This is a genomic window from Streptomyces botrytidirepellens (assembly GCF_003721215.1).
Taxonomy (GTDB): domain Bacteria; phylum Actinomycetota; class Actinomycetes; order Streptomycetales; family Streptomycetaceae; genus Streptomyces; species Streptomyces himastatinicus.
This window is the reverse complement of the sequence record NZ_RIBZ01000797.1, coordinates 1-13,167: the sequence shown is the minus strand read 5'-3', so window position 1 is coordinate 13,167 and position 13,167 is coordinate 1. Positions and strand designations below refer to the sequence as shown.

General features: G+C 70.3%; 16 protein-coding genes. 8 read left to right on the top strand and 8 right to left on the bottom strand.

Features of this window, described 5'->3' with window-relative positions:
- Nucleotides 1-477 precede the first annotated feature (477 nt).
- On the top strand, nt 478-1,311 hold the full coding sequence (locus EEJ42_RS40880; protein ID WP_123107203.1) for a PIG-L family deacetylase: 834 nt from the start codon (nt 478-480) through the stop codon (nt 1,309-1,311).
- Nucleotides 1,312-1,781: 470 nt separating this feature from the next.
- On the opposite strand, the gene EEJ42_RS40875 is transcribed toward EEJ42_RS40880, so the two are convergent.
- From EEJ42_RS40875 to EEJ42_RS40865, 3 genes are all read right to left on the bottom strand, one after another.
- Nucleotides 1,782-2,240, bottom strand: coding sequence for a GlcG/HbpS family heme-binding protein (locus EEJ42_RS40875; RefSeq protein WP_246097682.1), 459 nt, complete (start codon nt 2,238-2,240; stop codon nt 1,782-1,784).
- 89 nt (nt 2,241-2,329) lie between these two features.
- Entirely contained in the window at nt 2,330-3,301 is a 972-nt protein-coding gene (locus tag EEJ42_RS40870) for an NmrA/HSCARG family protein (RefSeq protein ID WP_123107201.1), read from the bottom strand.
- On the bottom strand, nt 3,298-4,260 hold the full coding sequence (locus tag EEJ42_RS40865; RefSeq protein ID WP_123107200.1) for an NADP-dependent oxidoreductase: 963 nt from the start codon (nt 4,258-4,260) through the stop codon (nt 3,298-3,300). The genes EEJ42_RS40870 and EEJ42_RS40865 overlap by 4 nt, the downstream gene beginning before the upstream one ends.
- A gap of 129 nt (nt 4,261-4,389) precedes the next feature.
- Here EEJ42_RS40865 and EEJ42_RS40860 point away from each other — a divergent pair, with 129 nt between their 5' ends.
- Together EEJ42_RS40860 and EEJ42_RS40855 are read left to right on the top strand one after the other, a co-directional pair.
- Nucleotides 4,390-5,385, top strand: a complete 996-nt coding sequence (locus tag EEJ42_RS40860; RefSeq protein ID WP_123107199.1) for a GlxA family transcriptional regulator — start codon at nt 4,390-4,392, stop codon at nt 5,383-5,385.
- 68 nt (nt 5,386-5,453) lie between these two features.
- Nucleotides 5,454-5,642 (top strand): hypothetical protein, encoded by a 189-nt coding sequence (locus EEJ42_RS40855; protein WP_184503510.1) that lies wholly within the window; start codon nt 5,454-5,456, stop codon nt 5,640-5,642.
- A 43-nt stretch (nt 5,643-5,685) separates the two neighbouring features.
- Here EEJ42_RS40855 and EEJ42_RS40850 read toward each other — a convergent pair whose 3' ends face one another.
- Entirely contained in the window at nt 5,686-6,036 is a 351-nt protein-coding gene (locus EEJ42_RS40850) for a helix-turn-helix transcriptional regulator (RefSeq protein WP_123107198.1), read from the bottom strand.
- A gap of 161 nt (nt 6,037-6,197) precedes the next feature.
- On the opposite strand from EEJ42_RS40850, the gene EEJ42_RS40845 reads away from it, so the two are divergent.
- Nucleotides 6,198-6,896 (top strand): ANTAR domain-containing protein, encoded by a 699-nt coding sequence (locus tag EEJ42_RS40845; RefSeq protein WP_246097681.1) that lies wholly within the window; start codon nt 6,198-6,200, stop codon nt 6,894-6,896.
- Between the two features lie 45 nt (nt 6,897-6,941).
- Here EEJ42_RS40845 and EEJ42_RS40840 read toward each other — a convergent pair whose 3' ends face one another.
- The gene (locus EEJ42_RS40840; RefSeq protein ID WP_123107196.1) at nt 6,942-7,388 is read right to left on the bottom strand and encodes a MarR family winged helix-turn-helix transcriptional regulator; all 447 of its coding nucleotides are present in this window, start codon (nt 7,386-7,388) and stop codon (nt 6,942-6,944) included.
- A gap of 180 nt (nt 7,389-7,568) precedes the next feature.
- On the opposite strand from EEJ42_RS40840, the gene EEJ42_RS40835 reads away from it, so the two are divergent.
- Both EEJ42_RS40835 and EEJ42_RS40830 read left to right on the top strand, forming a co-directional pair.
- A complete protein-coding gene (locus tag EEJ42_RS40835) occupies nt 7,569-7,889 on the top strand; it encodes a DMT family transporter (RefSeq protein ID WP_123107195.1) in 321 nt (106 codons plus the stop codon).
- A gap of 46 nt (nt 7,890-7,935) precedes the next feature.
- Nucleotides 7,936-8,343 carry a DMT family transporter gene (locus tag EEJ42_RS40830; RefSeq protein WP_123107194.1) on the top strand — a complete coding sequence of 136 codons (408 nt, stop codon included), beginning with the start codon at nt 7,936-7,938 and terminating at the stop codon, nt 8,341-8,343.
- A gap of 33 nt (nt 8,344-8,376) precedes the next feature.
- Here EEJ42_RS40830 and EEJ42_RS40825 read toward each other — a convergent pair whose 3' ends face one another.
- The gene (locus EEJ42_RS40825) at nt 8,377-8,958 is read right to left on the bottom strand and encodes a MarR family winged helix-turn-helix transcriptional regulator (protein WP_246097680.1); all 582 of its coding nucleotides are present in this window, start codon (nt 8,956-8,958) and stop codon (nt 8,377-8,379) included.
- A 65-nt stretch (nt 8,959-9,023) separates the two neighbouring features.
- Between EEJ42_RS40825 and EEJ42_RS40820 the strand changes: the two genes are divergently transcribed.
- Nucleotides 9,024-9,743 carry an SDR family NAD(P)-dependent oxidoreductase gene (locus EEJ42_RS40820; protein ID WP_123107193.1) on the top strand — a complete coding sequence of 240 codons (720 nt, stop codon included), beginning with the start codon at nt 9,024-9,026 and terminating at the stop codon, nt 9,741-9,743.
- A 21-nt stretch (nt 9,744-9,764) separates the two neighbouring features.
- On the opposite strand, the gene EEJ42_RS40815 is transcribed toward EEJ42_RS40820, so the two are convergent.
- On the bottom strand, nt 9,765-10,313 hold the full coding sequence (locus EEJ42_RS40815) for a DinB family protein (protein WP_123107192.1): 549 nt from the start codon (nt 10,311-10,313) through the stop codon (nt 9,765-9,767).
- Between the two features lie 102 nt (nt 10,314-10,415).
- A complete protein-coding gene (locus tag EEJ42_RS40810) occupies nt 10,416-11,423 on the bottom strand; it encodes a LacI family DNA-binding transcriptional regulator (RefSeq protein ID WP_246097679.1) in 1,008 nt (335 codons plus the stop codon).
- A 178-nt stretch (nt 11,424-11,601) separates the two neighbouring features.
- Here EEJ42_RS40810 and EEJ42_RS40805 point away from each other — a divergent pair, with 178 nt between their 5' ends.
- Nucleotides 11,602-13,098: an argininosuccinate lyase gene (locus tag EEJ42_RS40805; RefSeq protein WP_246097678.1), complete on the top strand. Its 1,497-nt coding sequence runs from the start codon at nt 11,602-11,604 to the stop codon at nt 13,096-13,098.
- Nucleotides 13,099-13,167: the final 69 nt, after the last annotated feature.

The following is a 13,167-nucleotide window of genomic DNA, read 5'->3' as shown; positions in this document are numbered from 1 at the left end:
GACCCACCAACGTGGGTCCCGGCCCCCGCTGCGTTCAGCACGCCGGGGCCGCCGGAGACTGGGGCCTCCGCCGCCGAAGTCAGCCGCCGAAGTGGATAGGGGAGGCACTGCGTGCAGTGCTGGCGGTGAGCTGGGCTGGTCAGCCTGCCAGCCGGGCGAGGGCCGGCGCGTGCGCGTGGTCGAGGGAGTCGGCAGCGGCGCAAGGGATGTCCGGATGCACCCATTGACATCCAACCCAGTCGCCCCGGGCCGCGCCTGTACCTCGTTCGCGTTGAAACGTCGACGCCTGGAAGGCCAAACGGCTGCGTAGGGAACAGCCGTCCCGGCGGCACGGTTGCATCGACCGAGGGACCGGCGCCGCACGGCGGGGAACACGGAGAGCACAAGGTCGTCCGTCCACCAGGATCCGGGCCCCAGGATCGCGGTACGCCCGCCGCGCACGTGGATCAAGACGTATGTCTGTAGGAGGACTGTTTCATGACTGACCGGCCCTTGACGCTCATGGCAGTGCACGCCCACCCCGACGACGAGGCCACCGGGACCGGAGGGGTCCTCGCGCGGTACGCGGCGGAGGGCATCCGGACGGTTCTCGTGACATGTACCGACGGCGGCTGCGGTGACGGACCGGGGGGCCTCAAGCCGGGCGATCCCGGGCACGATCCGGCGGCCGTCGCCTTGATGCGCCGTCAAGAACTCAAGGCGAGCTGTGACGTCCTGAAGATCAGCGATCTGGAGATGCTGGACTATGCCGACTCCGGGATGACGGGCTGGCCGAGCAACGACGCCCCCGGATCCTTCTGGCAGACCCCCGTGGAGGAAGGCGCCGCCCGACTCGCGGAACTCATGCGGCACTACCGACCCGATGTTGTCGTCACCTACGACGAGAACGGCTTCTACGGCCACCCCGACCACATCCAGGCCCACCGCATCACGATGGCGGCGCTGGAGATGACCACGCTGACACCGAAGGTGTACTGGACGACGATGCCCCGCTCGATGATGCAGCGGTTCGGGGAGACCATGCGCGAGTTTCATGAGGACATGCCGGAGCCGGATCCTGCCGAGGCCGCCGCGATGGCCGAGATCGGCCTCCCCGACGATGAGATCACCACGTGGGTGGACACCACCGCGTTCAGCGGTCAGAAGTTCGACGCGCTGGCCGCGCACGCCAGTCAGGGCGAGAACATCTTCTTCCTCAAGATGGGCAAGGAGAGGTTCGCCGAGTTGATGGGCATGGAGACCTACGTACGTGTCAAGGACGCCACCGGCGCCGCCGTACCCGAGAACGATCTCTTCGCCGGACTGCGCTGATCCGCCCTGCCGACCGGGGCCCAGGAAGGCTCATCGGCCGCACGGCGCGATCGAACGGGTCACACGCCCGGAGGCTTGTCCACGCGAGATCCGCTCCGTGTGGTCGGCGGCTGCCGAGTCGCGCTCCCGCTCCCGCCGAACTGACCACCAGCCAGGGCAGGCCGGAGAGGCTCGCTCGGGAGGGCGGCCACCTGGCCACGCACCGACCGGGCCGACCGCGGGTGAGTCCGCTCGCCGCTCCCGGTCTTGACCGTGCGCGCCCCCGAAGGGTGGAGGTGTCCGGTTCTCCGGCAAAACCGCAGGTCAAGGATGATGGACGCTGGACACACTGACCGCCGCCGCCCGGCGTCAGTGCAAAGGCTCAGTGCCTCCAGCCGGACGCGCACCTGACATGGTGCGCGTCCCGGGTGTCGCCTGGAGGGTGAGGGACGCCGCAACCGGTGCGGACGCCGGTCGGGCGCGCACGTGACTCAGGCGGGGATCTCGAACCGCAGCGCTCGCAGTGCGGCTTCTGCGGCCTGCTGGTCCTGCTCGGCACTGCCGCCGGAGACGCCCAAAGCGCCGATGACCTCGCCGAGTTCGATGACTGGATAGCCGCCGCCGACGCCCATGAGCCGAGGATGATGGGCGAGAGGGGCGACCTCGGGGGCGGCCAAGGAGGAATTCCAGACGTGGGTGGCGCTGCGGTAGGAGGCTGCCGTCCACGCCTTGTCGACGGCGACCTCAGCGGCGAGGAACGGTGCGTCGTCGGCACGTTCGAACGCCTTCAGATGGCCGCCGGCGTCTGTGACCGCGACAGCGGCTGCGAATCCGGTGTTCTCGGCAGCCGCGCGCACAGCTGCGACGAGTTCGGCGGCTGAGGAGCGGGTGATCGAATGTGCGGGCACGGAATGCGCCCGTATGACGTTCTGCATCAATATCCTCTTCACGAACGAAGATCATTTCGACCGGCTGACGGTGCCGCACCGGACCGGCAAGGGGGTGTCGAAGGAGAGCGGAGTGCGGTGCCGCCGCGTTGTCATCCCCCGGCGGTGCCGTCCCATCCGGTGGTGGCCAACCAGTCGCCGAAGGTGGCCAGCCCGGGGTGCAGGGCGCGCAGGGCCTCCAGGTTCCGGTCCCGGGAGAGGAGGTCGCGGTCCTGGAAGAAGGCGAACATCGCGGCCAGGTCGTGGCCGATCCCCGGTAGGGACCGGCTGAACTCGTCGAGGTCCACCGCCTGGTAGGCGCTCGGCACACCGGTCGTCCTCTCGAACGCCGCCGCGATCTGGTCACCGGTGAGGGCGTCGGCGGCGATGCGCAGGGTCCGGCTGCCCCAGTCGTCCCAGTGGTCGAGCTGGTGGCGGGCGAAGAAGGCGATGTCGTCCAGCGCGATCAGGGGCCAGCGACCGGCCTCGCCGAGCGGCAGGGCGAACACGAGGCCCTCGCGTCCGTCGGGCAGCCGGGTCCGACGCGGCGCGAAGCTGTACAGATTCTCGAAGTACGGTGCCGTCACCAGGACGGCGACGTGCCGCGAATACCAGCCGTCGGTCTCCTGCCGCATGGCCTCTTCGGAGCGCTGGAGCGCGATGTGGGCCTCCACCGCGGCCTTCGCGTCGTAGTGCGGGACCGGGATACGCCCGTCGGTGAGGACGGCGGCGTTGTCCAGTGACGACCAGACGAACCGGTCCACCCCGGCCTGCTGTGCCGCGCGCAGGGCCCGCAGCCCCTGTGCGTACTCCTGCTGAGGGCTGGCGGTGGCGAAGAAATCGGTGTTGCAGAAGACCTGGTCGACACCTTGGAAGGCGGCCTTCAGGGACTGTTCGTCGTCCAGGTCGCCGCGGACCGGCCGAACCTCGCCGGGGGTGTTCTCGACCAGGGCACGGGCCCGGGCCGAGGACGGGTCGCGCGTCAGCACGCGCACGACGGTGCCGGTCCGTGCGGCGAGGGCGCGGACGACTCGGGTGCCCATGGTTCCGGTGCCCCCGACCACGAGTGCGGTCGTCGACGTCACCGCGTCATCTCCAGCACGAGCTTGCCGCGGGTGCGGTTGGTCTCACCCTGCCGGTGCGCCTCGGCGGCCTGCTCCAGGGCGAAGGTGCGTTCGACCTCGACGCGGACCGCGCCGGAGTCGACCAGGCCGGCGACGGCCGTCAGGGCGGCGGCGTCCGGCTCGACCAGCAGCGGGCTGGTGCGCACACCTGCCTGTCCGGCCGCGGCGGCCAGGGTGTCCGAGACACCGCCCGGGATGGAGACGACCAGGCCGCCGGGCCGGGTCACCGAGACCGATCGCACGTCGGTGTCATCCGCGGCGCCCATCAGGTCGATGACGACATCGACCTTGCCGGTGGCTTCCTCGAACCGCTGTCGGGTGTAGTCGATCGTCTCGTCCGCGCCCAGTTCCTTGAGCCAGGTGTGCCGGGGCTCGCGGGCGGTCGCGATCACCTCGGCGCCGAGGTGCTTGGCGAACTGCACCGCCAAGTGCCCCACACCACCGGCCGCGGCGTGTACCAGCACTCGCTGCCCGCCGGTGACGCGCGCCGTGTCGACCAGGGCCTGCCAGGCGGTGAGCGCCGCGAGCGGCAGAGCCGCGGCCTCGACGTGCGAGAGCGAGGCGGGCTTGCGGGCGAACTGGCGGGACGGTGCCGTGACGAACTCGGCGTATCCGCCGGCCGGACGCGGGAACCACGGCATGGCGTACACCTCGTCGCCGGGTGCGAGCGTCGTGACACCGAAGCCGACCTCCTCGACGACGCCGGAGACGTCCCAGCCGAGGATCAGCGGCAGCGTCTGCAACCCGGCCATACCGTGGCCCGCACGGGTCTTCCAGTCCACCGGGTTGATTCCGGCGGCGTGCACGCGCACCAGCACCTCGGTCGGCAGTGGCTCGGGGCGCGCGACCCGGTCCGCGGTCAGCACTTCCGGTCCGCCGAACTCCTCGATGGTGACGGCGCGCATCGTCTGCTCGCTCATATTTCCTCGCTCATATCCGCTTCGCATGTCCTTCGGCCCGGGGCAGGAGCCCAGGCACGTGCTTCAGCCTCGCCGACGCTCGAAGACGCCGTGAGTGGCTGAACAGCCACCTGTCGTACCATTCCGGCCATGCCACATCGCGTTGCCGTTCTCGCCCTCGACGGGGTCATGCCGATGGACCTGGGTATCGCGGCCCGGGTGCTCAACGAGGCCCTCGACCCGACCGGGGCGCGGCTCTACTCCGTGACGACCTGCTCGCTCGGCGGCCGGCCGGTCCGAACGAACGAGGGCTTCCGGATCGTCGTCGACGACGACGAGTCACTCCTGGAGGGTGCGGACACCGTGGTGATCGCCACCCAGGAGCCCGGCGAACATCTGCTGGGCACCGGTGAGTTGCCCGCCCGGGTCGCCGCGGCCTTCGCCCGCATCGGGGCAGAGACCCGCATCGTCAGCCTGTGCACATCGGCATTCCTGCTCGCGGCAGCCGGCCTGCTGGACGGACTGCGGGCCACCACCCATTGGGCGCTGTGCGACCAGTTCACCCGGCTGTTCCCCGAGATCGAGGTCGATCCGGACGTGTTGTTCGTCGACAACGGCCGTGTCCTGACAGCTGCCGGCGGGGCGGCCGGCATCGACCTGTTCGTCCACCTGGTCCGCAGGGACCACGGCGCGACCGTGGCCACCGCCGCAGCGCGACGATGCGTGGTGGCTCCATGGCGCGAGGGCGGACAGGCACAGTTCATCGAGCACCCGGTGCCGAAGGACGCCGACCGTTCCACCTCGGCCACCCGCCAGTGGGTACTGACCCGGCTGGCCGAACCGGTCACGCTGCGGGACATGGCCCGCCACGCGCATATGAGCGAGCGCACGTTCACCCGGCGGTTCCGCGCCGAGGTGGGCACGAGCCCCCTCCAGTGGCTGGTACAAAGCCGGCTGACCCAGGCGCGCCGCCTGCTGGAGTCCAGCGATCTGACCGTCGCGCGCATCGCCACAGCCTGCGGCTTCGGGGACCCTGTCGCGCTGCGCAAGCACTTCCACACCCACCTCGGCCTGTCCCCACTGGCCTACCGCCGCGCCCACTGCGCCCCTGAGCCGGCCCGGACAGAGCCGCTTCAGGTGCCCTGAGCTGTACGGCACGGATGAGCCGCCGGAGCCAAGGACGAGCTGAGTCGGCCGCACCGGACGGCAAGGCCGTGCCCCAGTGGTATGGGGTCGTCTCCGTGCTGCCCGACAGCGAGACCGAAGCCGCCAAGGGCATGGGACTGTGCAATATCGCCAACGCCCTCCCGCAGAGCGTCGCGCCTGCCATCGGAGGCGGCTCGAACTACGCGGTCCTCTACCTCAGCGCCGCGGGTTTCGTCCTCCGGAGGCCTTCGCCCTGAGGTCGGCCGGGCAGGGCGCAGGACGCCGGGCTCGGGGGCGCGGTCAGCTGGGGGTGTGGGACCGGGGGTGGCTGTCGGGGGCCGTCTTGCGTTCGGCCTCGTCCTGGACGAGCCAGGAGAGCAGTGATGCCACGGTCAGCCCGGCTTCGGCCGGGTGGCGCAGGACTTTGCTCGGATCGATCTGGTACGTGTTGGTGCGTCCTTCCCGGACGTGGGAGAGGTAGCCATCCCGCTCCAGGTCGGAAATGATCTTCTGGACGGCGCGTTCCGTGAGTCGACAGTGCGCGGCGATATCGCGGATGCGGGCGTTGTGGTTGTCCGCGATGGCTGCCAGCACCCGTGCATGGTTGGTCAGGAACGTCCATCCGGTGTGTGGCTCGGGCACTTCATCCATGGTCCAACTCTAGAGACTGGCCATACGTGCATTCAAAAGCACGTAACTCATTTCATGTATTGGTTGACGCATGTGGGGCAGGTAGGTGAATCTGAAGACTGAGGCTGGCGACCAGACAAGGGGAGGCCACCGCCATGCCGGAACCTGCACAGCCCCTCATCGTGGAGGGCGCCTGGCGCGCGGAGGGTGACGGTGAGCCGGCGGTGCTCATGCCCTGCCTGGTGGCCGTCGACGTCGTGCCGGACGGCCGCCGGATGCGCGTGAGTGTGCGGGGGGAGCTCGACTACGGCGGCCAACTGCTCCGGCGCGACCTGGACGAGGCCCTTCGCCGGTCGGGCAGTGGCATCGACCTGGACCTGACCGCGTTGGAATTCTGCGACTGCTCCGGCCTCAACGTCCTGCTCGGCCTGCGTCAGCGGGCCCTTGGACAGGGCAAGACCGTCACGATCCGCGGAAGCAGCCCGGCCGTCGAGCGGCTGCTCGACGTGACCGACACTCGGGATCTGTTTGCTCACCCGGGCCTCGACGACAAGGCCACGGCACCCACCGCCCGCCACGACGCGGGACCGCGACGGGAAACCGAGCAGGAGTTACGCACCGAAGTGACCCAATTGCGCCGGGCCATGCGAACCCGGCCGACGATCGACCTGGCCCGCGGCATGCTGATGGTCTCCTTCGGACTGAGTCCCGAAGCGGCCTGGAACGTGCTGGTCAACACCTCCCAGAACACCAACACCAAGGTGCACCTCTTGGCCCGGGACCTGGTCAGCACGATCCACGGAGGCAAGCTGCCCGAAGCGGTCCAGAAGCAGCTGGCGGCCGAGGTCGCCAAAGCCTGTCGTCCAACGTCCTCTCCATGAGGGGCAGTCTGAGGCGGGTGGGCGCCCATCTGGCTGACCTCCGAGTCAGAGGGCGCTGCGCAGCGCCTGGACCGTACCGGCCAACTCCGGGGCGGCGCCCGCGGTGTTCAGCGCCGCGCTGAGGACCTCGGAGTAGGTTCCGCGCGCGTCGGCGTAGCGCTGCCTGCCGTCGTCGGTGATGACCGCGTAGACACCGCGCTTGTCGTCGGGGCACAGGTCCCGGAAGGCGAAGCCGGCCGAGAAGAGCCGACCGACCAGCCGGGTCACCGAGCTCTGCCCGAGGCCGACCTTGTCGGCGAGTTCCTGCATGCGCAGCTCGCCGTCCTTGGCCTGGACGAGACACTCCAGGGCGCGGAACTCGGAGAGTCCCATTCCGTGCTTGCGCTGGAGGGCCTGGGTGAGCTGGTGCTCCACCTGCGCGTGCAGGGTGAGGACCCTTCCCCACATGGCCTGGTCGGACGAGGTGGCCGACGCAGGGGAAATCGTGGTCATGGGGCAGCTCTCCCTCTCAGGCGATGCGTTGACAACAAGATACATGCTCATGCAAGCTTGCTCCGCTTCCGCCCGCCCATCGGGACCCTCTGGCATCCAAAAACATGCACGTACAAGCAAATATATGGGCGGTGTCCATCCTGCTCCGCCTTTGGCCGCGGCCTGAGACAAGGACTACCCATGCACTGGCTCTACCTCGCCATCGCCGTCATCTTCGAGATCACCGTCGCCATCGCGGCAGGCAAGGCCGAAGGCTTCACCAACCGCCGGTGGACCATCGCAACCCTGCTCAGCGGTGCCGTCGCGACCTACTTCCTCAGCAAGGCGCTGCTCACCTTCGACGTCGGCGTCGGCTACGCCCTGTGGACGTCCGTCGCCGGAATCGGCATCACCGTTCTCGGGGCGCTGCTCTTCGGCCAGCGCCTCAACTGGCGCAAGGCGCTCGGCATCGCCGTCGTCATCGCCGGGGTCGTCGGCCTCCAGCTCAGCGGTGTCGCCTGACGATCCCGGCACCAACCCGATTCATCCCGCGAAAGGACTCACGGACATGTCCGACACCCACCGCAACTCGGCGCGATCCTGGCTCATGCTCCTCCTCGCCGGAGGGTTCGAGGTCGGCTACGCGCTCTCCGTCGGCGGAAGCGATGGCTTCACCCGCCTGACGTGGTCGCTGGTCGCTGTCGTGTTCTTCCTGCTGACGCTCTACGCGCTGAGCGTCGCGCTGCGCACCATCGACGTCGGAATCGGCTATGCCGTCTGGGCGGGAATCGGCGCGGTCGGCGCGGCACTTCTCGGTCCCGTCTTCTTCGACGAGACGCTCACCCCGGCCCGAGCCGTGTGGTTGGGCGTCATCGTCGCCGGACTGGTCTGGCTCAAGCTCGCCGACAGTCCGCAGAACCCCCAGGAGCCTGCGGATGGTCCGCAGGGCGCCCAAGGGGTCGTTGCCAGGTCGTAGGAAGCCCGGCGTGCATGGCAGCCGGGCCTGACGTCACTCCTGACCGACGTGGGTGATCTGGGTGTCGCCGAGGCGGTGCTGCACGTCCTGGAGGAGGCGGTGCAGGAGCGATGTGAGGTGGGCCTGTTCCTCGGGGGTCAGGCCGTCGATCAACTCGGACTCGCGGCCGAGCACCTGGTCGACGGTCGCCTCGACCAGCTCGTGGCCCGCCTCGGTCAGGGTGACCTCGACCGTGCGGAGGCGGCCCGGGACGGGTTGGCGGGTGACCAGCCCCTCCCGTTCGGCGCGGGCGGTGCGTTGCGAGATGGCGCCCGCCGTGACCAGGGAGCGACGGCTGAGCTCGCGGGTGCTGAGCGTGTACGGGGGGCCGCTGCGGCGCAGGACGCTGAGCAGGTCGAGGGTGGCGGCGTCCACCCCGGCCTGGGTGAGGACCCGGCGCCGGTCGTCGCCGAAGAGCTTGGCCAGTTGCCAGATCGGCGTGACGATCCGGATGGACGAGACCGGGGTCCCGGGGCGCTCCCGCTCCCAGGCGGCGGCGATGTCCCGCGCGTGGTCGTGCTCGGTGTCGCCCACCGGCTGCTCGTCGTTGCCTCCCGCCCCGGGGTCGTTTGGCATGGCACCTCTCCTCCGATATGTTTAGGTCTAAATTTAGGTCTGAACATGCGATCGGAGGCCAGCTTATGTCACGCAACATTCTGATCACCGGCGGCGGTACGGGTATCGGCCGCGCCGTCGCCCGGCACTTCGCCGAGCGCGGGGAGCACGTGATCGTCACCGGTCGACGCCCCGGACCGCTCAAGGAGCTGGCGGACGAGACGGGCGTCCGCGCCCTGGTCTGCGACCACACGGAGCCCGAAGCCCTCATCGGGCTGCTGGCCGAGCTGCCCGACCGGCTCGACGTGCTGGTCAACAACGCGGGCGGCAACACCGACTTCGACGCCGACGGAAAGTCGGACCTCGCCTCCTACGCCCGCGACTTCCGCGCCAACCTCGACGCGAACCTCGTCAGCGCCGCGCTGACGACACAGTGCGTGGACGAACGGCTCGCCTCCGGCGGCGCGGTCGTGCACATCGGGTCGATCGCCGCCGACCAGGGGGCCGGTGCCTACGGCGCGTCCAAGGCCGGACTCGCGGCATGGAACGTCGACGTGGCCGGTCGGCTCGGCCCGCGCGATATCACCGCCAACGTGGTCTCGCCCGGCTACATCGCCGACACCGAGTTCTTCCGCGACCACCTCACGGACGAACGCCGCGAGTGGCTGATCGCCTCCACCGCCACGGGCCGCCCCGGCTCGCCCGCGGACATCGCGGAAGCGGTCGCCTTCCTCGCCTCCCCGGCGGCCCGCCACATTACGGGCCAGGTGCTGAACGTGAACGGAGGCGCCCACACGACGCGTTGATCACCCCTCGGCGGTGGAGGCTCACATTCCGGTGGAGCCGTCGATGCACTCGCGCAGGAGGTCGGCGTGGCCGATGTGCCGTGCGTACTCGGCGATCAGGTCCACCATGATCCTTCGCAGTGAGACCGGTTCGCCGGTGCGTTTGCGGATCCCCGTTTCATCCAGCGAGGCGGCAGCAGCCACGATGTGCCGGGACCGCTCGCACTCCGCCCGCCAGACGGCGAAGGCTTCGGCGACGTCACCGTCCAGGGTGTCGAAGTCCTGGTCGGGGTCGTCGTCGGAGTAGTAGAGCATCGGAACGTCCTCGCCGGCGAACTGGATGCGGAACCACCAGCGCTCGACACCCGCCAGATGCCGCACGATGCCGTGCAGGGACAGGCCGGACGGCGGAACCGCCCGTTCGGACAGCCGCTCCGGGGGCAGGCCGGCGCATTTGAGCTCGAAGGTTGCCCGGTGCCAGTCCAGGACGGCGCTCAGGGTCTCCCTTTCGCCACCGACGCTGGGCGGGGTCGGACGGGCGTCGTCGTCCCACCGAGGTGCGTAGTGCTCGGGGACGGGTGTGTCGGTCATCGTCTGCCTTCCTGGCCGGGGACGGACGGACCGAGCCTGACAGACACCACTGACAACGGGCCTGATTCTGCGAGTTGTCGGCCCACGCGGGGACGTGCCGCCTCACGGACCCACTTCGCCCGTGCCCCGCCGGACGAAGGTGCTGGCGACGGTGACGGTGCGCGGCGGGCGGTCGGGGGTGGCGATCCTGTCGAGGGCCAGGCGTGCCGCCTGGCGGCCGACTTCCTGCGGGTCGCGGACGACGGCCGAGACGCCGAGCCCCTTGGAGACGTCGGTTTCGTCGAGTCCGATGAAGGCGAACGCGTGCCGTCCGGCGAGCCGTTCGATGAGGACGCCCGTGCTGATGCCGAGGTTGAGCGCGAGGACGGCCGTGGGGGGTGACGGCAGCTCCAGCAGGCGTACGACCGCGTCGCGGGCCTGCTGAGGGGTCGTGAGGTCGCCGATCACCAGCGGCGGTTCCTCGCGGATCCCGGACGCGGCGAGGGCGCTCCGGTAGCCGCCGAGCCGCTGCGCGGCGCGGAAGGAGTCCAGGCGCCCGGTGAGCGCGGCGATGCGGTGGTGGCCGAGGCCGATGAGGTGCTGGGTGGCCTGCTGGACCGCGTGGTCGTCGTCGGTCATGACGACGTCGGCGGCCAGGTCGGCGGCGGGGCGGCCGACCAGGACGACGGGGGTGCCGTGGGTGTGCTCGGGGGAGAGGAAGTCACGGTGGTCGCCGTCGGGCATCATCAGCAGGGCGCTGACGCGGCGGTCGATCATGGCGCGGGCGAGTTCGGGCTCCCGTGCGGGGGTGTCGTCGGTGGACCCGATGATCAGTTGGAGTCCCGCGTGGCGGAGTTCCCGTTCGGCGCCGGAGGCGACTCCGGCCTGGAAGAGGTTGGTGAAGCCGGCGGTGACCAGTCCGACGGCCGCCTCGCGGCGGCCGTACCGCAGGTCGCGGGCGATGGGGTTGGGCGAATAGCCCAGGAGCTGGACCTGTTCCATGACGCGGCGGCGGGTCGCGGGCTCGACGCGGGGGGAGTTCTGGAGGGTCCGGGTGACGGTCGCGGTGCTCACACCGGCGGCCTTCGCCACATCACGGAGTGTGACCCGCTGCTCTGCCCTGCCCGGCATCGTGTGCCCCTCCCGAGGTGCCTCCCGAAGTGACCACCGGGTGTCGCCGAGTGGTTTCACCGCGATGTAACCGTTGACATGCTCCGGGGCGAGCCTAACACTGAGGGCCGTGTTGACGTTTACATGGCCATGTTGACGTTTACATGACGCACATCGAACGATCATGCGGAGAGTTGCCATGAAGCCCCTGCTCACCGACGGCCGACTGGGCGCGAGCCCGGCCGCGGCCCTCGTCGACCACGTCAACGCCGTCGAACTGGACGACGAAGTGGCCGCCGCGGAGCACTTCGTCAAGATCGACTTGGCGCACGCCCTGATGCTGACCCAGCAGCGCGTCTTCGCCCCCGAGCAGGGGCGGCCGCTGGTGGCGGCGCTGCTGCGGCTGCTCGACGGGGACGCCGAGAAGGTGCTCGCCGGGGACGCGGCGGTCGGCACGATCACGCTGCAACTGGAACGGCACCTGGAGGAGGAGTGCGGCCCGGCGGGGCTGGACATCCAGCGCGCCCGCAGCCGCATCGACCAGAAGGCCACCGGCGTGCGCATGGCCGACCGTGCCGCGCTGCTGCACGTCATGCGGGAGCTGCTGCGGCTCGGGGAGGTCCTGCTGGACGCGGGCGCCGAGTACGACGCGGTCATCGCCCCCGGCTATACGCATCTCCAGCACGCCCAGCCCACGACCCTGGGGCACTACTTCAACGCCCACTACTGGACGGTGTCCCGGAACCTCGCGCGCATGGCGCAGCTGTACGAGCGGCTGAACGAGTGTCCCCTGGGCGGTGCCGCGCACAGCGGGACGGACTGGCCCATCGACCGCGAGGCCACCGCCGCCTACCTCGGATTCGCCCGCCCGGTCCGCAACGCGCGGGACGCGGGGCTGTCCGCCCTGGACGCCGGGGCCGAACTCGCCGCCGTGCTGGGCCTTACGCTGTCCGGCGTCAGCCGGTGCGCGTCCGACCTGTTCTACTGGTCGTCCTCCGAAGTCGCCCTGGTACGGCTGCATCCCTCCCTGTGCGGCACGTCGAGCATGATGCCGCAGAAGCGCAATCCGATCGTGCTGGAGCGGATCCGGGGCCTCGCCGGGGACGCGGCGGGCTGGGCGGCCAGCCAGCTGGGAGTGCTGCACTTCGCGACGTCCACCGACGCCGACCAGGGCTATGTGCACAACCGCATGCCCGGGTACTGCCATGAGACGGCGGGCGCCATCCATCTGCTGGCCCAGTCGGTGGCCACGCTGGAGGTCGACACCGAGCGGCTGCGCCGGTCCGCGGGACGGCACTGGTCGACGGCCAGCGCCCTGGCGGACGACCTCGTACGCGTCCACGGCATGAGTTTCCGCGACGCCCATGAGGCGGTGGCCCGTTTCGTCACCGCCCACGAGACGGCCGGGGCGACCGAGGGAACGATCCGCCCCGACCTCGCCGACGGCCCCCTGCGCGACTACGCCCCGGACCAGCTGCGTCGGCTCCTCGACGTGCAGTCGTTCGTCGACGGCCGCCACAGCGCCGGTGGCACCAGTCCGGCGCGGCGCGCGGAGCTGGCGAGCGAGGCGGCCGGTGACCTCAAGGCGCACCAGGACACCGTCGTCGCACTCACCGCCGCGGCGGCAGAGGCCGAGGACCGGCTCGTACGTGACGCCGTGGCGCTCCTGGACGCGCAGCCGCCCCACGAGGCCTGAGCCAGCCTCCCGCCCTTCGGACCTTCGGCGCAGGGGACGGCCCCGCCCCCCACGCCCCGCCCCCACACG